Below are 17,442 nucleotides of genomic sequence, written 5' to 3' on the forward strand. Positions count from 1 at the left end.
TCCGCCACCCGTTCCAGAAAGGAAACCCAACCATGAGCACCGAAAACCGCCAAGGCCCGCTGGCCGGGCACACCGTCGTCGACCTCAGCCGCGCACTGGCCGGACCCCACGCAGGCATGATGCTGGCGGACCTCGGCGCCCGCGTCATCAAGGTGGAAAACCCGGGAACCGGTGACGACACCCGCGGGTGGGGGCCGCCCTTCGTCGGTCCCGAAGACGACCTCCAGTCCACCTACTTCATGTCCTGCAACCGCAACAAGGAGTCCATCAGCCTGGACCTGAAGAGCGGCGACGGGCAGGCGGTGCTCCGCGGCCTGCTGGAGCGGGCGGACGTGGTGATCGAGAACTTCCGCCCCGGGGTCATGGACCGGCTGGGCTTCTCCACCGCGGCCATGCATGAGCTCAACCCGCGGCTGGTGATCCTGTCCATCACGGGCTTTGGCCACGACGGGCCCGAGTCCCAGCGCAGCGGCTACGACCAGATCCTGCAGGGCGAGGCGGGCCTCATGTCCCTCACTGGGTCCGGCCCTGATGACCCCCAGCGCGTCGGTGTTCCGATTGCCGACCTGCTCTCCGGCATGAACGGCGCCTTCGGTGTGCTGGCCGCGCTGGTTGAACGCGAGCGGACCGGCCAGGGCAAGGTGGTGCGCACCTCGCTGCTGGCGTCGCTGATCGGAGTCCATGCGTTCCAGGGCACCAGGACCACGGTTGCCCGCGAGGTTCCGCAGGCCCAGGGCAACCACCACCCCTCGATCGCACCCTACGGCCTGTTCAACTGCAAGGACGGGAGCGTGCAGATCAGCGTGGGCAGTGAGAAGCTGTGGCAGTCATTTGCATCGGCCTTCGGCCTGGAACCCGCTGCGCCCGGCTTTGCCAGCAACGCCGAAAGGGTGCGGAACCGCGCAGGGGTGATTGCCGCCGTCGAACGTGCCTTCGCCGGCTACGGCGCGGTGGAACTGCTGGAAAAACTGAACGACGCCGGGATCCCGGCAGGCAAGGTCCGCTCGCTTGATGAGGTGTACGCCTGGGAACAGGTGGCGTCCCAGGGGCTCGTGGTGGATGTGGATCACCCGCTGCTCGGAAAAGTGAGCCTGCCCGGGCCGCCGCTGCGGTTTTTCGCCCCCGGGGATACGGCTGAAACCACCCTGACTGAGCACAATGCGCCGCCGCTGCTGGACGAGGACGGGCCGGCAATCCGCGAGTGGCTGGGCCTGGCTTCTGCAACGGCCGGGGCGAAATAGGATGCCGGTGAAGGAAAAGGTGCGGCACCTGAACGCAGCCGAACTCCTGGAGGCCGTGGTGGATGCGGGGTCGTTCGTCTCCTGGGACACGGAACCGGAACAGCCCGAGGTATCCGAGGAGTACGCCCAGGACCTGGCCAAGGCGCGCGAACGCAGTGGCGTCGATGAGTCGGTGATCACCGGCGCCGGCCTCATTCGCGGCCGACGCGTGGCCCTGATCGTCAGCGAATTCTCCTTCCTGGCCGGTTCCATCGGCCACGCCGCGGCACAACGGATCGTTGCCGCCGTCGAACGTGCCACCGCCGAGGGGCTGCCCCTGCTGGCCGGGCCTGCATCCGGGGGAACCCGGATGCAGGAAGGGACGCTCGCGTTCCTGTCCATGGTGAAGATCACCGGCGCTGTCCGGGCGCACCGCCAGACCGGCCTGCCGTACCTCGTCTACCTGCGGCACCCCACCACCGGCGGCGTCATGGCCTCCTGGGGTTCTTTGGGGCATGTCAACGTGGCGGAGCCGGGAGCACTGCTGGGATTCCTCGGTCCCCGGGTTTATGAGGCGCTGTACGGGGAGGCGTTCCCCGAAAATGTGCAGGTGGCGGAAAACCTCTTCAACAAGGGGCTCATCGACGGCGTGGTGGAACCGGGCCAGTTGGCCGACCTGGTGGGGCGGGCGTTGGACATCCTGTCCTCGGAGAATTCGGTGGCTGAAGGGGCACTGCCGGCTCCACCCGCAACCCTGGGCGTCCGGCCCTCAACCGTTGACGCCTGGACGTCCATCGGGATTTCCCGGCGGCCGAGGCGGCCGGACCTGCGCCAGCTGCTGAAGTTCGGCGCCACGGATGCCCTCCCCCTGAACGGGACCGGACAGGGGGAGAAGGACCCCGGGTTGCTCCTGGCGCTGGCACGCTTTGGCACCCAATCATGCATCGTGCTGGGCCACGCCCGCCCGCTGCGGAAGGAGGCCGCGGGAATGGGGCCGGGTTCACTGCGTGAGGCGCGCCGCGGCATGAAGCTGGCGGAGGAACTGCGGCTGCCGCTGCTCACCGTCATTGACACCGCCGGGGCCGCGTTGTCGCAGGAGGCGGAGGAGGGCGGACTTGCCGGGGAAATTGCCCGCTCCCTGCATGAGCTGATCGGCCTGGAATCGCCTTCGGTTTCCGTGCTGCTTGGCCAGGGCGCCGGCGGGGGAGCGCTTGCGCTGCTGCCTGCGGACAGGACTATTGCTGCCCAGCACAGCTGGCTCTCGCCGCTGCCTCCCGAGGGTGCCAGTGCCATTGTGCACCGGACCACCGGGTTCGCCCCGGCCATGGCCCAGGCGCAGGGCGTGAACGTCGCCGCGCTGTATGCGCACGGCCTGGTGGACCACATAGTGGATGAGCGTGATGATGCTTCGCTGGAGCCGCGCGAATTCTGCACCCGGATGGCCCGGGCCATTGAGTATGAACTCGGCTCGGTGGCCGGCATTCCGGTGCCGGAACTCGTGGTTGCCAGGGCCCGGAAGTTCGCAAGCCTCGGCGGCAGCTGACCGTGCCGAGCCCGGCTTCGGGACCGCGGCCAGGAACCTGGGGTGCCCGGCCGCCTGGCCTACCTCCGCTGCTGGGTGCGTGTCCGGTGGGCGTTCCTGCGAAGTTGCAGGATGCGTGCCCCGCCTGCTGCGGCCACCAGTACGCCACCTGTCACGGCGGCAATGAACAGTGCCATGCCCAGCGGGACTGCGCCCTCGAAGCCCAGGAATTTCACCAAGGCCTGTTCCTGGTTCTGCAGGATGAAGACGATCAGCAGAATGAGCAGCACCAAGGCAGCAACCACGGCTGCCCAGATGACGCCGGCGCGGGTGACCTTGCGATCGGCAGTGCCGCCGGCGGCGGGCCCGGGGGCCGTTGCGGTGCCGGATGTTCCGGTTGTTCCTCCCGTTCCCGGCACATCCGGTGCGTAGGACGGGGCGCCGCTGTAGCTTGCTGCCCGGTCTCCTGCCGGCTGGGCAGCGTTCGATGGCGTGGTGTTGAGGTCCGGTTCCGGCCGGCGGTCCGGTCCTGGCGTGTACTGTCCTGCGCTCATGTTCGTCCCCTTTCGCAGAATGCTAAGCATGCTTATTGTGCAACCATAGCCGTCCGCGTTGCTGTGGCACAACGAACGGTACAGCGGCCTGCCGTCAATTGGCCGTCCGCGATTGGACGGCTAGGGCCGCTTTCATGACGAAGGGGTCCTCATGTGAGAACCCCTCCTTTGGCACCTGCTGGGCCGGTGGCGCGGTCAATTTGCCCGCGTCATTCGGGCCCCGGTATCAGACCCTCTCCCTGCTCCGTTCGCCGGAGGGGGTGCTGGACGCAGATGTCCTGTGCCAGCTGGGGAAGGCCCAGAACGTAAATTCCTGTTCCTTGGCCGGCTTCTCCGGAGTTTCCGCAGGGGTTTCCGTTTCCGCTTCAGGCCGGCGCTGGGTTTCTTTCCTGGCGCCCCACCCGAAGTCCTTGCTCGATGCGTAGCACATCACAGACCTCCTTATGGTGACTGCCCTTTAATCGTCCTCCTGAATGGCGGGGGAGTCGATAATGCCAGCAAAGTTTAGAAGGGCGCCTTGAGCATGCAGAGAGAACGGCAGCCGGGGATCCTTTTCGGTCTGTCAGCCGCCGTCCACCATGTCCTGGGCCTCCTGCGGGCGGTGGAACTCGCAGGGCCCGGGATGCCGCAGGGGGAGGAGGCAGGTCCGGCCCGTAGGGAGGTGGACCAGTGCACACCGGCCGGTCATCGCCAGGTCTTCCCTGACGTTCGAGTTGCTCATGTCCGGACGTCCGTCGTCTGCCGTCATGGTGGTTTCGATGCTTGGGGCAGGGTGTTCAACGTTCATGGTGGGGCAACTCCTCATCGGGTGGAGGGCGAATGGAGGGCGCTGAAAAGGTGCTTTTCCAGTGTGCTCCACCGGGGTTACCAGTGGATTAAGCAGACGTTAGGAACAGGTCAACAACTTCCCTGGCCAACAAGTGCACCGGGCCCCCGTCCCTCTAGCAGCCCAACTGGTGCGCAACCTGCAGGAGGAGGGCTTCGGAGCCCATGGGGCCCACCAGTTGGATTCCCATGGGAAGTCCGCTGCCTGGCGCGCCGCCGGTCCAGTGCACGGGAAGGGCGATGGCCGGCAGGCCGCACACATTCACCATTGAGGACCAGGGGGCAAATTCGCACTGTTTCCGGTAGTCGCCGTCGGCATCCCCGGGCCACTGGGCCGACGGCCAGCGCTCAGTGCCGTGCGCAGTGCCGGTAAACCACCCCACCGGCCGCGGCGTCTGCGCCAGCGCAGACATCAGCATCAGGTCCCACTGTCCGTACTGCACCAGGGTGTCGTGCTGGAACTGCCGCAGGAATGCCAGAGCCTCGGCGAGTTTGGAGGGGCTGCGCTGCTGGGCCCGGCGCCTAAAGGTCCGGGTCAGGGGTGCCAGCAACGCTTCACGCGATGGGGTGATCCGGGCCGCGCCGACGCCGGCGGTCCAGGCTGTGGTGAAGGCATCCGGGTAGCGGTTGTCGTAGCGGATGGCAGCATCACTCAAGCTGTGGCCCGCATGTTCCAGGAGGGCTTCGCCGGCATGGAGGGCGTCCAGGGCGTCCCGTTCGGGCGTGAAGGGGAATGCGGCGGACCACGGGCTTTCCAGGGTGACGCCAATCCGCAGCCGCGGCGGCTTTCCTTGTTGCACTGCCCGCAGGTACTGGTTTCCCGGCACCAGGACGTCCATCATCAGTGCGGCGTCTTCCGCGTTGCGGGCGAGAGGGCCGGGTACCACCAGCCGCGCAGGATCGCCTGCACTTTCCCCGGCTGCCACCAGCCCCCGGCCCGGTTTGAGTCCCACCAGGCCGCATGCGGCTGCCGGGATGCGGACTGAGCCGCCGCCGTCGGTCCCCGGGGCGAAAGGCAGCAGGCCCGCCGCCACGGCAGCGGCACTGCCGCCGGAGGAACCTCCCGAGCTCCGGCTGGGTGCGTGCGGATTGCGCGACGGCGGCGCCACGCGGTTTTCGCTGTACGCCGTCAGCCCGAATTCAGGCACCTGGGTCTTGCCCAGCGAAACCACGCCGGCCTCCTTGAAGAGGGAGACCAGCGGAGCGTCCGTGGGGGCAGGTTTGTGGTCGAGGGCGGCGCTGCCGTGCGTGGTCACCACGCCGGCAACATCGGTCAGGTCCTTGAAGGCAAGTGGCATGCCGTGCAGCGGCGGAAGATGGCCGCTGCCGGCGCGCGCATGCAGGGCATCGGCCGCCCGCGCCTGCTCCATGGCCTGTTCCGCAGTCACGGTGATGAAGGCGCCGAGAAGGGGATTCTGCCGATCGATCCGGGCCAGGAAATGGGCGGCGGCATCCGTGGCGGACACGGTTCCATTCCGTAGGAGGTCCCGCAGGGCCAGCGCGGAGAGCTCATGGAGTTCAGCCACGGAACCGGGATTCCGTGTGGGCTCCGGCGTACCGTTCCGTGTCCGGATCCGCAAGGACCGGGCATGCGGGGACGGCGGCGGGCTGCTGGGACATGGAAACCTCCTTGGGCTTCACCAGCCTAACCCGTTGCTTTTGACGCAGCTGTTCCTGGCGTAAGGGGGCGGAAGGGCTAGGCTTAAACCTGACTCTGATCCCGCCAAGACAGGACTCCGATGAGTGACTTCGATACCGTCCCCGTGCATGACATTCCCGCTGATGCGATGATCCTGGACGTCCGTGAGGACTACGAGTGGGTTGCCGGACATGCTGACGGCGCACTTCACATCCCCATGGACCAGATCCCGGCCCGGCTGGACGAGCTCGATCCGGACGAGGACATCTACGTCATCTGCCGGACAGGCGGCCGGTCCTTCCGCGCCGCCCAGTGGCTCACCGGCCAGGGGTATACCGCCATCAACGTCTCCGGCGGGATGGATCAGTGGCTGGAATCCGGCAAGCCTTTGGTTTCGGACAACGGACTCAAGCCGTTGGTGCTTTAGTGCCCGGTACTTCCCGCACCTACACCTTCCTGGGGCCGGAAGGTACCTTTACCGAGGCTGCCCTCCTGCAGGTGCCTGACGCCCTCCAGGCAGTCCGCATCCCGGCGTCCAGCGTCCCCGCCGCCCTTGGCAAAGTACGTGACGGGGAGGCCGACGGGGCCATGGTCCCCATCGAGAACTCGGTGGAGGGCGGGGTCTCTGCCACCCTGGACGCCATAGCCACCGGCCAGGAACTGCGGATCATCCGCGAGGTCCTGGTCCCCATCAGCTTTGTTCTGGTGGCCCGGCCTGGGGTGCGGGTGGAGGACATCCGGTATGTTTCCACCCACGGCCACGCCTGGGCGCAGTGCAGGTTGTGGATGGACCAGCACATGCCCCATGCGGAATACGTTCCGGGTTCGTCAACCGCTGCTGCGGCCCTGGGGCTGCTGGAAGAGGACTGCCACTACGACGCGGCCATCTGCGCGCCACTGGTGGCCAGCACGCATGCGGGGCTGTCCGTGCTGGCGGAGAACATCGGTGACAACCCCGGCGCCGTGACCCGTTTCATCCTGGTCAGTCGGCCGGACGCCCTGCCGATCCGCACCGGCGCGGACAAAACCACAGTGGTTGTCCCGCTGCCCGAGGACCGTCCCGGGGCGCTGATGGAGATCCTGGACCAGTTCGCCAGCCGCGGGGTGAACCTCAGCCGGATTGAGTCACGGCCCACCGGGCAGTACCTGGGCCACTACTTTTTCAGTATCGACGCCGAAGGCCACGCGGGCGAGGCGAGGGTGGCGGACGCGCTGGCAGGCCTGCACCGGATCAGCCCGGGAACCCGCTTCCTGGGCTCATATGCCAGGGCTGACAAGCAGGAGACACCGGTGCCGGTGCACACCTCGGATGCAGCATTCGCGGCCGCCCAGTCCTGGGTTGAATCCATCCTTGCGGTCGGATCCTTCGCAGGTGAAACCGGTTCCGGAGCTTCGCCCAGAGCGTAGGTAAATGCCTGTTGAAGTACTTCCGTGGGTTGTGGACAATGCGTATGCTTGCTTGATCCACATGGGGTATGGCCCCTGACGAAGGGAGAGGGTCATGACCAGCAGCACTGACAACGACGGCCAGGGGATGATCGTCAACCCCAAGCCGACGGCCGACAACCAGGACTGGGACGGGGATGATGCGGACCGCGCGGACCGCCTGCGCTTCGAAGAGGAGCAGGCCATGATCCGGGAGCAGTCTGAAGCCCACGCTGCCGCCAAGGCCGCCGCGGACGCGAAGAAGCAAGCCAGCGCCTGACCCACGCGGCGCACCCTGCTTTTGTCACCTCACAGCCCTATCAGCGCGCTGCTTTGGCGCTGCTGCCGTGGACCTCTCGCCTGACCCGGACCACGAGTGACCGCGGCAAAACCTGGACGGTGAGCTGCGTGGCCTCGCCCGACGTGTCGCCGTCGAGCTGCGTGGGCATGGGTTCGGGGCACTTGATGACCACCCTGCCTGACCGGTAAACGGTCATAATGGGCAGCTTGCCGCTGTGCTTGAACATGATTTTCACGTACATCAGCAGCCAGCCCAGTGCGCTGCGGGGGCTCATCACCACCACGTCGAGCATGCCATCGTCGATCATGGCCTGCGGGATGAAGTCGATGCCACCGGGAACAAGGCCGCAGTTGGCGAAAAGCACGCTGCGGATGTTCCTTATCTGCTCCGGGCTGCCGTCCAACGCAATGGAAACCTTCTTGCGCCGGCCCGGAAGATGGCGCACGCCCGCCTCCGTGTACGCAAGCCAGCCCACCGCCCTCTTCAGTCCGGCGTTGGTGTCGGCCAGGACCTCCGCATCCATGCCGATTCCGGCGATCACCAGGAAGACATGCTCCGAATAGTGGCCGGTCCGGGAGTTCTCGATGGCCATCCGTGCGGTGTCGATGTACCGCTGGCGTCCAAACAGGGCTGTCTGGACGTTGCCGTGAAGGTCGTTCACATCCAGGTCCACGTTCCGCGCCAGCAGATTGCCCGTGCCCAACGGAATCAAACCTATGGCAACGTCTGTGTGCGCCAGGGCCTCCGCCACCACGCGCACCGTGCCGTCCCCACCACCCACAAGGACGACGTCGGGCTTGCCGGCCAGGGCTGCCTGCATCTGGGAAAAGCCGGGATCATCTGCCGTCGTCTCGAAAAAGACCGGCTCCTCCCAACCGGCTGCCAGGCAGGCGCGCTGGATGATTGCCTTGGCTTCACCGGCCCGGGCCTTGATCGGGTTGAGGACCACGGCCACCCGCTGTTGGGTCAGTCCCGAGTCGTAGGCTTCCCCTGCCATGGCACTGCGCACATGCATGGCTTTGAGGCGCCGTACCCCCCACCAGCTGGAGATGGCGAAGGCAAGCGCCACCGCAATCAGCAGGTAGAGAATCCAGTCGCTCATGGTGGTTCAACATTAGCCCGGCGCACGCCGGGCGGTCGCACTGGGGCCGCCGCCCGCCGTCGTGCAGTGAATTGGATACCCTTGTCTGGTGATCGACGTAAAAGACCTCAGCGAAAACCCTGACAAGTACCGTGCCAGCCAGCGCGCCCGCGGCGCGGACGAATCAGTGGTGGACGCGATCATCTCCGCGAATTCCGCCCGCCGCGAGGCCCTGCTCCGCTTCGAAAACCTCCGCGCCGAGCAGAACGTGTTCGGCAAGAAGGTGGCTCAGGCCAAGGGTGAGGAGAAGCAGGCCCTGCTGGCGGAGGTCAAAGAGCTGGCCAACTCCGTCAAGGCCGCCTCTGCAGAGGCCGACGCCGCGCAGACCAAGCAGGAAGAGCTCCTGCGCACCATCCCCAACCTCATCGAGGACGGCGTTCCCGAGGGCGGCGAGGATGACTACGTGGTGGTCAAGACCGTCGGCACCCCGCGCGAATTCCCGGACTTCGAGCCCCGCGACCACCTGGAGATCGGCGAGCTGATCGGCGCGATCGACATGGAACGCGGCGCCAAGGTTTCCGGTGCCCGTTTCTACTTCCTCCGTGGCGTCGGGGCACGCCTGGAGATGGCCCTGCTGCAGATGGCCATGGACCAGGCCATCGAAGCAGGCTTCGTCCCGATGATCACCCCCACGCTGGTGCGCCCCGAGACCATGCAGGGCACCGGCTTCGATGTAAAGCACGACGCCGAGATCTACCGTCTCGCCGAAGACGACCTTTACCTGGTGGGCACCTCCGAGGTGGCGCTTGCCGGATACCACGCAGACGAGATCCTCGACTTCTCCAAGGGCCCCGTCCGCTACGCCGGCCAGAGCTCCTGCTACCGCCGCGAGGCCGGCTCGCATGGCAAGGACACCCGCGGCATCATCCGCGTCCACCAGTTCAACAAGGTGGAGATGTTCATCTACACCACGGTTGAAGAGGCTGCCGCCGAGCACCAGCGGCTGCTTGCGTGGGAAGAGGAGATGCTGGCCAAGTGCGAGCTGCCGTACCGGGTGATCGATACCGCTGCCGGTGACCTTGGCACGTCCGCGGCCCGCAAGTACGACTGCGAAGCCTGGGTTCCCACCCAGGGCGCCTACCGCGAGCTGACCTCCACCTCCAACTGCACCACCTTCCAGGCGCGCCGCCTGAACATCCGTGAGCGCGTGGTGAACTCCGAGGGCGTCGCCAAGGGCACCCGGGCTGTGGCTACCCTGAACGGCACGCTGGCCACCACCCGCTGGATCGTGGCGCTGCTGGAGCACCACCAGAACCCGGACGGCTCCGTCAACGTGCCCAAGGCGCTGCAGAAGTACCTGGGCGGCCTCGAGGTCCTGCCGGTCCTCTAGGGTTCCACTTCTTGCCACAGCTCCCCCCTTGTGGACTATTCCTCCCGTAATGCACGGGGGTCCGGTCCACGGGGCGGGGACTTGTCTATTACTGGGGGACGACTGCTACAGGGGGACAGCTGCGCGACACAGGCACCCCCGGATGTGGGAACCCGCCGTCTTAACCAACAGTTCAATAAACCTGTGGCCCGCGTCCTAGCGCCTGTCAGTTACGTCTGGTTCACTATGTGGATGACTACGCTGACTGAAACCTCAGTCGCCGGCAACGATGACCGGCGAGACAACAACCGAGACAACAACGCCAACACCTTCACCGGCGTGGACCGGAAGTTCATGGTTGCGCTGGACGTGGACGGCACCCTGGTGAACCACGACGGCCACATGTCCCCCGGTGTGCGGGAAGCGGCGCAGGCCGTGGTGGCCGCCGGACACGAAGTGATGATCGCCACCGGCCGCTCCCTGAACGCCACGCTTCCCATCATCGAGAAGATCGGAATGGAGCGCGGGTACGCCGTCTGCTGCAACGGCGGCGTGACCCTCCGGCTCCATCCGGAACTGGAAAACGGCTACGAGGTGATTCACAAGGCCACCTTCGATCCCGCTCCCGCCCTGCGTGCGCTGCGTGAACGGCTGCCGTCCGCCAAGTACGCCCTTGAGGACGCCGACGGTAACTTCCTCTCCACCGAGCGGTTCCAGGATGCCAGCTTTGGCGTCGAGGCAGTGGGTGTGGACTTCCACACCATGCTCGAAGCCACCGCCGTGCGCGTGGTGGTCTTCAGCACCGAAAACACGCCGGAGGAATTTACCGAGGCCATCAACCACGTGGGCCTGGCGGGAGTGACCTACTCCGTGGGCTGGACTGCCTGGCTGGATATCGCAGCCGCAGGAGTGACCAAGGCCAGCGCCCTGGAAAACCTCCGCGTCCGCCTTGGTTTTGAAGAGCACCTCACCGTAGCTGTTGGCGACGGCCGGAACGACATCGAGATGCTCACCTGGGCCGGCCGCGGGGTGGCCATGGGGCAGGCCCCGGCTGAGGTGGTCGCCGCGGCGGATGAGGTCACCCACTCAGTGCATGACGACGGCGCCGCCCACGTGCTGCGCAGCCTCCTCTAGACAACACTGCGCGTTGCTCCATCAGATATGGCACCTAAACCCCGGTTTTGCCGACCATTGCTGATGGAGCAAGCGGGAATTCAGGGCCACCGGTCAGCCAAGGCAGAATAGAGGCATGACCCTTACGACGTTCGCCCTCGTCCGCCATGGCCAGACCGACTGGAATGCCGAGCGCCGGCTGCAGGGAGCTACGGATATCCCCCTGAACGACGTCGGCCGCGGCCAGGCGAGGGACGCCGTCGCCGTCCTTGCCCCGTACGAATGGGACGCAATCGTCTCCTCGCCCCTGAGCCGTGCCGCAGAAACCGCGGACCTGATTGCCGCGGGGCTGGGACTGTCTGTGTCCCGGCGCGTCCCTGAGCTCACGGAGCGCAGCTTCGGGCCGGCTGAAGGAATGCAGGCCGGTCCAGAGCTGGATGCACTCCGTATTCCCGGCGGATTCAAAGGCGCGGAAAGCGAAGAAGAGGCCGCCCACCGGGGCCTCGCCGCGCTGGAGGCACTGGCGGAGGAGTTCCGCGGCCAGCGGCTCCTGGTGGTCACCCACGGCACCCTGCTGCGCGTGAGCCTCAGCCGGGCCATCGGCCAGACCCTGTCAAGCGTGGACAACGCCGTGCTCAACCTGGCGCACCATCACGCCATCGACGGCTGGAAGCTGGAGTACTTCAACGGCGAACCCGTCATGGCGGCCACCGGCAGCTAGGCGGTCAGCCAAACAAGCCCCACCCGAAGGCCGTAAAAGACGGCAAAGGGTCGCCGGGCTACCGGGCCGCGAGGATCAGCGCCAGCAGCCTGGCAGCTGCCGGCCGGGCCGCATGTTCCTCGTTCCACTGCGCCCGTGCCACGGCCTTGCTGACGGCCTGGGTGGTGATGCCCAGTTCCTGTGCCACCGCTTTTTGCTGCCCCCGGACGCCGGGAGTCAGCAGGTCCAGCACCCGCCATTCCGCCTCTGACCGGTCCCGCACAATATGGCCGAGCAACCGGAGGATGGCCTCGGCGTCGTGGGCAACATCCGCCAGCGGCCCCTCCACCGCGACCGGGACCCGCTCCTTGCTGCTGCGGAGCCGGTCCACCGCCCGACGGGCATAGACCAAACCATGGCCGGACGCGTCCTTGATCTGGTTTGGTAGTGGCTCGTTCACTGGGCCCGCACCGATTCCCACGTACCAGTGCCCGCTGCGCAGCGCGATCAGGGCTGCATCCACGGCCTGGTGCGGGCACTCGACGATGCCCTGGACTTCGTCCTCCACAGACCTGTCAAAATCCAGGCGCGCAGGGATGTGCCGCAATGCCTTGAGCAGTTGCGGGACCTGGTCGCCGTCGCGCCGGCTGTCCGTCTGGTTGATGGTCAATGTGAACATTCTGGGTCCACACTACCCGGAAGTAGGAATTGCGAAACGGCCGGTAATGCAGGGCCAAGCTGCCCCATTCCAGAAACGGGAGAGGGCCCGCGTCACGTGGACGCGGACCCTCAACCGTGATCCGGCAAATGGATAGGGACCGGGCGTCAGTTCTCCTGCCCAGCTGCCCCGGTTGCCGGGAAACGCGCCCAGGCGCGGTGGGCGGCGAGCAGCCCCGAGACGGCGGAGGTCACCGAAGCTGCGGAGTCTCCTGCAGCTATGCCCGCCGCGTCCTGCGGGATGCCTGCCGCGTCCAGGACAGCCGAACCCGAACCCCAGAAGCCAATAGCCTTGGCGTGACGGTAAGCCTCAGACAACATCAGGGCGACGCGTGGGTCCGCCACTTCACCCGGTTCCCCGGCCTTTGCGTCGCGCCCTGCGGTGGCGTCGGGTGCGGGCTGCCGTCCGCCGGCGACGAGCAGCGCGTCGAACTCCGTGGACCGTGCCGTGAGGAACGTGCGCTGCACTGTGAGCGAGAGCCCGTCTGCGGAAAGCGTGCCGCCCGCCGGCGCGATGACTAACGGGACCATGCCCTCGTCGTCGAGCGTTTTGCGCGCGGCCCCCACCTCGGCAAGGTCGCTGGAAGAGTCGGCGATGATGCCCACCACGCGGCCCGCAACTGGCCACGTTTCGCCAACTTGGGACAGTGCCGGGCTGGGATCCTGGTCCGCCACCTGCTCGGTGGCCTCCGGCGCAGGCATTCCCAGGCCGGCGGCGACGGCGGCACAAAGCCGTGCGTCAATGTTGGCCAGGGCCTGGAGCTGGCGTTCGCGGACGGGCGTCTCGAAGCATTTGCCGAGTTCGAACGTGTACGCCTGGATCACGTGGTCCTGTTCCACCGCGCTAAGGCTCCGGAAGAACAACCGGGCCTGGCTGTAGTGGTCATCAAAGGAGGCCGGGTTGCGCCGTTCCTTCACACTTTCGGCGACTGCCTGTGGCACGTCCACAAAAGCCCCCATGTCTTCTCCAGCCAGGAACGGGCACCCGCCGTCTAGGGAATTGGGCCGGTACGGGGCAACCCCCGCATGGTCCGCCGTCTGGTGCATGCCGTCCCGGAGCATATCGTTGACCGGGGCGTGCGGCCGGTTGATGGGAATCTGCGCGAAGTTGGGCCCGCCCAGGCGCGAGATCTGCGTGTCCAGGTAGGAAAACAGTCGGACCTGCAGCAAGGGATCGTTGGTGACGTCGATTCCCGGCACCAGGTGCCCCGGGTGGAAGGCCACCTGCTCGGTCTCGGCAAAGAAATTCGTTGGGTTGGCATTGAGGGTCATGAGCCCGATCGGCTGCACCGGCGCCAGTTCCTCAGGGACGAACTTGGTGGGGTCCAGGAGGTCGATGCCTTCGAACATCTGGTCTTCTGTGTCCGGAAAGGTCTGGATGCCCAGCTCCCATTCAGGGTAGGCGCCGGCCTCGATGGCGTCGGCAAGGTCGCGCCGGTGGAAGTCCGGGTCCATGCCGTTGATGATTTGGGCTTCTTCCCAGACCAGGGAGTGCACACCCTGTTTGGGCTTCCAGTGGAACTTCACCAGGGTGGTGTCGCCGGTGGCGTTGGTGAGCCGGAAAGTGTGGACGCCGAAGCCTTCCATGGTCCGGTAGGACCGGGGGATGCCGCGGTCGGACATGTTCCACATGGTGTGGGCCTGCGCCTCGGTGTGCAGCGACACGAAGTCCCAGAAGGTGTCGTGGGCGCTTTGGGCCTGGGGAATTTCCCGGTCCGGATGGGGCTTGGCCGCGTGGACAATGTCCGGGAACTTGATGCCGTCCTGGATGAAGAACACGGGAATGTTGTTCCCTACCAGGTCGTAGGTGCCCTCATCCGTGTAGAACTTGGTGGAGAACCCGCGGGTGTCCCTGACGGTGTCCGCGGATCCCCGGGAACCGAGCACGGTGGAGAACCGCACGAACACCGGAGTCTCAACATCCGGGGCCAGGAAGCCGGCGCGCGTGACCTTCGAGGCGCTGCCGTAGGAACGGAAGACACCGTGCGCTCCGGCGCCCCGGGCATGGACAACGCGCTCCGGGATCCGCTCGTGGTCAAAGTGGGTGATCTTTTCGCGCAGGTGGTGGTCCTGCAGCAGGATGGGGCCGCGGGCGCCGGCCTTCAGGGAATGGTCAGTGTCCTGCAGCCGGAGCCCCTGGGCTGTGGTCAGGTACTGGCCGGACTGGGCGCGTGCCCCGGCCGGCGCCCCGGTGGGGCTTCCCGTGGGGGACACCGCCTCAGGACCGCGCTGGTCCGGTTTCGGCGGCAACGGCTCGCGCGGGGTGGTGGACTCTTCACGTGCCGGAGGTTCACTGGACGGAACCCCGGGAATCGCAACGTCGTCTTCGGCTGGCATATCTGGTCTCCCCGCAGTAGATTTTCCCAGCCCCGCCGAGCGGAAGCTAAGCTTGCTTACTGCCCTACATGCCGCCCGCAGCGCTGCGGCAAGAGCGGGAATGCGCGACGGCGGGGCTTGCCTGCCTGCCCCTCCATCTGTTGCGATGGGGGAACGGCCGCCTGCAGCGGCACACCCGACGTGAGGATGGTTATGCCCGGCAGCGCTGGACACGATGAACGGCGGCAGGATGACACGCGGCAGGACGGGCTGGGGCAGGACGAACTCAGCCTCGTCGACAAATGGTGGCGGGCCGCGAACTATCTCTCGGTGGGACAGATCTACCTGCGGTCCAACCCGCTGCTGCGCGAACCGCTGCAGGCTGAGGACACCAAGTCCCGCCTGCTGGGGCACTGGGGCACCACGCCCGGACTCAACTTCGTCTACGCCCATTTGAACCGCGTGATCCGCCGCGACTCCCTGGAGATGCTCTTTGTTGCCGGTCCCGGCCATGGCGGTCCCGCCGTCGTCGCCAATGCCTGGCTGGAAGGAACGTACTCGGAAATCTACGGCCATGTGGGCAATGACGAGACCGGCCTGGCCGAACTGTTCCGGCAGTTCTCCTACCCCGGCGGGATCCCCAGCCATGCGGCCCCGGAAAGCCCCGGCTCCATCAGCGAAGGCGGCGAGCTGGGCTACTCCCTGGCCCACGCCTACGGCTCGGTGTTCGACAATCCGCAGCTGGTCACGGCTGTGGTGATCGGCGACGGTGAGGCCGAAACCGGGCCGCTGGCCGCCAGCTGGCACTCCCACAACTTCCTGGACCCCGCGGTGGACGGCGCCGTCCTGCCCATCCTGCACCTGAACGGCTACAAGATCGCCAACCCCACCGTCCTGGCCCGGATGCCGCAGGACCAGCTGGAGCAGCTGCTGCGCGGGTACGGCCACGAGCCATACTTCGTCACGGTGACGGACCCGGACAACACGGAGCAGGCGCACCGTGACTTCGCCGCGGTCCTGGACCAGTGCCTGGCGGACATCAGGGCCATCCAGGACGCCCACCGGCAGGATGCATCCGGTGAAGAGTCCGGCGAGGACGCCACTCACCGCTGGCCCCTGATTGTCCTGCGCTCGCCCAAGGGCTGGACCGGGCCGCGCACCGTGGACGGGCTGCAGGTGGAAGGCACCTGGCGCGCCCACCAGGTGCCGCTTTCCGAGGTGCGCACCAACGGCGAGCACCTGAAGCAGCTTGAGGAGTGGCTGCAGTCCTACCGGCCGGAGGAGTTGTTCGACGGCGACGGCCGGCTCCGTCCCGACGTCGCCCAAGGAGCGCCCACCGGAGATTTCCGCATGAGCGCCACCCCGCATGCCAACGGCGGACTGCTGAGGCGCGCGCTGAAACTGCCCGCCTACCAGGACCACGCCGTCGAGGTTCCCAACGCCGGCATCGACCGGGTCAGCCCCATGATCACGCTCGGTTCCTGGATGCGGGACGTGATCGCGCAGAACATGGAGAACTTCCGGTTGTTCGGGCCGGATGAGACGGCGTCCAACCGGCTGCAGAGCGTCTACGAGGTCACCGACAAGGTGTGGCAGTACCGGATTGACGACGTCGATGAGCACCTGGCGCGCTCCGGCCGGGTCCTGGAGGTGCTCAGCGAGCACCTGTGCCAGGGCTGGCTCGAGGGGTACCTCCTCACCGGCCGGCACGGGGTCTTCAACTGCTACGAGGCCTTTGTCCACATCGTCGACTCCATGTTCAACCAGCACGCCAAATGGCTGAAGGTTTCCCGCAAACTGCACTGGCGCCAGCCGGTGCCCTCGCTGAACTACCTTCTGTCATCGCACGTGTGGCAGCAGGACCACAACGGGTTCTCGCACCAGGACCCCGGCTTCATCGACCATGCGGTGAACAAGAAGGCCGAAGTCATCAGGGTGTACCTGCCGCCGGACGCCAATACCCTGCTGTCCGTCATGGAGCACTGCCTGGCCTCCACCGACTACGTGAACATCGTGGTCAGCGGCAAGCAGCCCTCGCCCACCTGGCTTGGCCCCGCCGACGCCGCCAACCATTGCCGCCGCGGCCTGGGGATCTGGACGTTTGCCGGCTCAGAGGTGCCCGGCGAGGAGCCCGACGTCGTGCTGGCCTGCGCCGGTGACGTGCCCACCGTGGAGACCGTGGCGGCCGCCGAACTGCTCCGCGAGGGCGCGCCCGGCCTCAAAGTCCGGGTGGTCAACGTGGTGGACCTGATGCGGCTGCAGGACGAAAGCGAGCACCCGCACGGCCTCCCTGCCCATGACTTTGACGGCATCTTCACCGCGGACAAGCCCGTTATCTTTGCGTACCACGGCTATCCCGCACTGATCCACCGGCTGGCGTACCGGCGCACCAACCAGCAGGGCCTGCACGTGCACGGATACAAGGAGGAGGGGACCACCACCACGCCGTTCGATATGGCCATGCTCAACGGTATTGACCGCTTCACCCTGGCGATCGACGCGATCGACCGCGTGCCCGGTCTGGCGGAAAAGCACTCGCTGCTGCGCCAGGAACTGCAGGACCGCCGCAACCGCGCCCGCGAGCACACGCGCACCCACGGCGAGGACCCGGAGGAGATCCGGAACTGGAAGCTGGGGAACACTGCCGCTTAGCCGCTCCG

Annotated in this window: 16 protein-coding genes; 9 read left to right on the plus strand and 7 right to left on the minus strand. The window is 66.7% G+C overall.

The features are described 5' to 3' along the window. Nucleotides 1–32 precede the first annotated feature (32 nt). Together FBY36_RS10095 and FBY36_RS10100 are read left to right on the plus strand one after the other, a co-directional pair. Nucleotides 33–1,241: a CaiB/BaiF CoA transferase family protein gene (locus FBY36_RS10095; protein WP_142119049.1), complete on the plus strand. Its 1,209-nt coding sequence runs from the start codon at nucleotides 33–35 to the stop codon at nucleotides 1,239–1,241. A 1-nt stretch (nucleotide 1,242) separates the two neighbouring features. Continuing rightward, nucleotides 1,243–2,763 (plus strand): carboxyl transferase domain-containing protein, encoded by a 1,521-nt coding sequence (locus FBY36_RS10100; RefSeq protein ID WP_142119051.1) that lies wholly within the window; start codon nucleotides 1,243–1,245, stop codon nucleotides 2,761–2,763. Between the two features lie 59 nt (nucleotides 2,764–2,822). Here the strand turns inward: FBY36_RS10100 and FBY36_RS10105 are convergent, their stop codons facing one another. The 4 genes from FBY36_RS10105 to FBY36_RS10120 form a co-directional block, all read right to left on the minus strand. Further along, on the minus strand, nucleotides 2,823–3,296 hold the full coding sequence (locus FBY36_RS10105; RefSeq protein WP_142119053.1) for a LapA family protein: 474 nt from the start codon (nucleotides 3,294–3,296) through the stop codon (nucleotides 2,823–2,825). 226 nt (nucleotides 3,297–3,522) lie between these two features. Then, a complete protein-coding gene (locus FBY36_RS10110; protein ID WP_142119055.1) occupies nucleotides 3,523–3,726 on the minus strand; it encodes a hypothetical protein in 204 nt (67 codons plus the stop codon). 132 nt (nucleotides 3,727–3,858) lie between these two features. Beyond that, on the minus strand, nucleotides 3,859–4,083 hold the full coding sequence (locus tag FBY36_RS10115) for a hypothetical protein (RefSeq protein ID WP_142029746.1): 225 nt from the start codon (nucleotides 4,081–4,083) through the stop codon (nucleotides 3,859–3,861). Between the two features lie 154 nt (nucleotides 4,084–4,237). Beyond that, nucleotides 4,238–5,647 (minus strand): amidase, encoded by a 1,410-nt coding sequence (locus FBY36_RS10120; RefSeq protein WP_142119057.1) that lies wholly within the window; start codon nucleotides 5,645–5,647, stop codon nucleotides 4,238–4,240. 213 nt (nucleotides 5,648–5,860) lie between these two features. Here FBY36_RS10120 and FBY36_RS10125 point away from each other — a divergent pair, with 213 nt between their 5' ends. The 3 genes from FBY36_RS10125 (at nucleotide 5,861) to FBY36_RS10135 (ending at nucleotide 7,465) form a co-directional block, all read left to right on the plus strand. Beyond that, nucleotides 5,861–6,187 (plus strand): rhodanese-like domain-containing protein, encoded by a 327-nt coding sequence (locus FBY36_RS10125; protein WP_142119059.1) that lies wholly within the window; start codon nucleotides 5,861–5,863, stop codon nucleotides 6,185–6,187. Beyond that, nucleotides 6,187–7,167, plus strand: a complete 981-nt coding sequence (gene pheA, locus FBY36_RS10130) for a prephenate dehydratase (protein ID WP_142119060.1) — start codon at nucleotides 6,187–6,189, stop codon at nucleotides 7,165–7,167. Before FBY36_RS10125 ends, pheA begins: the two co-directional genes overlap by 1 nt. Before the next feature lie 94 nt (nucleotides 7,168–7,261). After that, nucleotides 7,262–7,465: a hypothetical protein gene (locus tag FBY36_RS10135; RefSeq protein WP_056330619.1), complete on the plus strand. Its 204-nt coding sequence runs from the start codon at nucleotides 7,262–7,264 to the stop codon at nucleotides 7,463–7,465. A 40-nt stretch (nucleotides 7,466–7,505) separates the two neighbouring features. Here the strand turns inward: FBY36_RS10135 and FBY36_RS10140 are convergent, their stop codons facing one another. After that, nucleotides 7,506–8,588, minus strand: a complete 1,083-nt coding sequence (locus FBY36_RS10140) for a diacylglycerol/lipid kinase family protein (RefSeq protein ID WP_142119062.1) — start codon at nucleotides 8,586–8,588, stop codon at nucleotides 7,506–7,508. A gap of 88 nt (nucleotides 8,589–8,676) precedes the next feature. Between FBY36_RS10140 and serS the strand changes: the two genes are divergently transcribed. From serS to FBY36_RS10155, 3 genes are all read left to right on the plus strand, one after another. Next, nucleotides 8,677–9,957: a serine--tRNA ligase gene (serS, locus tag FBY36_RS10145; RefSeq protein ID WP_142119064.1), complete on the plus strand. Its 1,281-nt coding sequence runs from the start codon at nucleotides 8,677–8,679 to the stop codon at nucleotides 9,955–9,957. Between the two features lie 231 nt (nucleotides 9,958–10,188). Continuing rightward, a complete protein-coding gene (locus tag FBY36_RS10150; protein WP_142119065.1) occupies nucleotides 10,189–11,070 on the plus strand; it encodes an HAD family hydrolase in 882 nt (293 codons plus the stop codon). A gap of 115 nt (nucleotides 11,071–11,185) precedes the next feature. Further along, nucleotides 11,186–11,770, plus strand: a complete 585-nt coding sequence (locus FBY36_RS10155; protein WP_142119067.1) for a histidine phosphatase family protein — start codon at nucleotides 11,186–11,188, stop codon at nucleotides 11,768–11,770. A gap of 58 nt (nucleotides 11,771–11,828) precedes the next feature. Here the strand turns inward: FBY36_RS10155 and FBY36_RS10160 are convergent, their stop codons facing one another. Together FBY36_RS10160 and FBY36_RS10165 are read right to left on the minus strand one after the other, a co-directional pair. Continuing rightward, nucleotides 11,829–12,428 carry a hypothetical protein gene (locus tag FBY36_RS10160; protein WP_142119069.1) on the minus strand — a complete coding sequence of 200 codons (600 nt, stop codon included), beginning with the start codon at nucleotides 12,426–12,428 and terminating at the stop codon, nucleotides 11,829–11,831. A gap of 146 nt (nucleotides 12,429–12,574) precedes the next feature. After that, complete coding sequence (locus FBY36_RS10165) at nucleotides 12,575–14,803, minus strand: catalase (protein WP_142119071.1); 2,229 nt, start codon at nucleotides 14,801–14,803, stop codon at nucleotides 12,575–12,577. A gap of 192 nt (nucleotides 14,804–14,995) precedes the next feature. Here FBY36_RS10165 and FBY36_RS10170 point away from each other — a divergent pair, with 192 nt between their 5' ends. Further along, nucleotides 14,996–17,434 (plus strand): phosphoketolase family protein, encoded by a 2,439-nt coding sequence (locus FBY36_RS10170; RefSeq protein ID WP_142119073.1) that lies wholly within the window; start codon nucleotides 14,996–14,998, stop codon nucleotides 17,432–17,434. The last annotated feature ends 8 nt before the right edge of the window (nucleotides 17,435–17,442 follow it).

The sequence above is a fragment of the Arthrobacter sp. SLBN-122 genome (genome assembly GCF_006715165.1).
GTDB lineage: Bacteria > Actinomycetota > Actinomycetes > Actinomycetales > Micrococcaceae > Arthrobacter.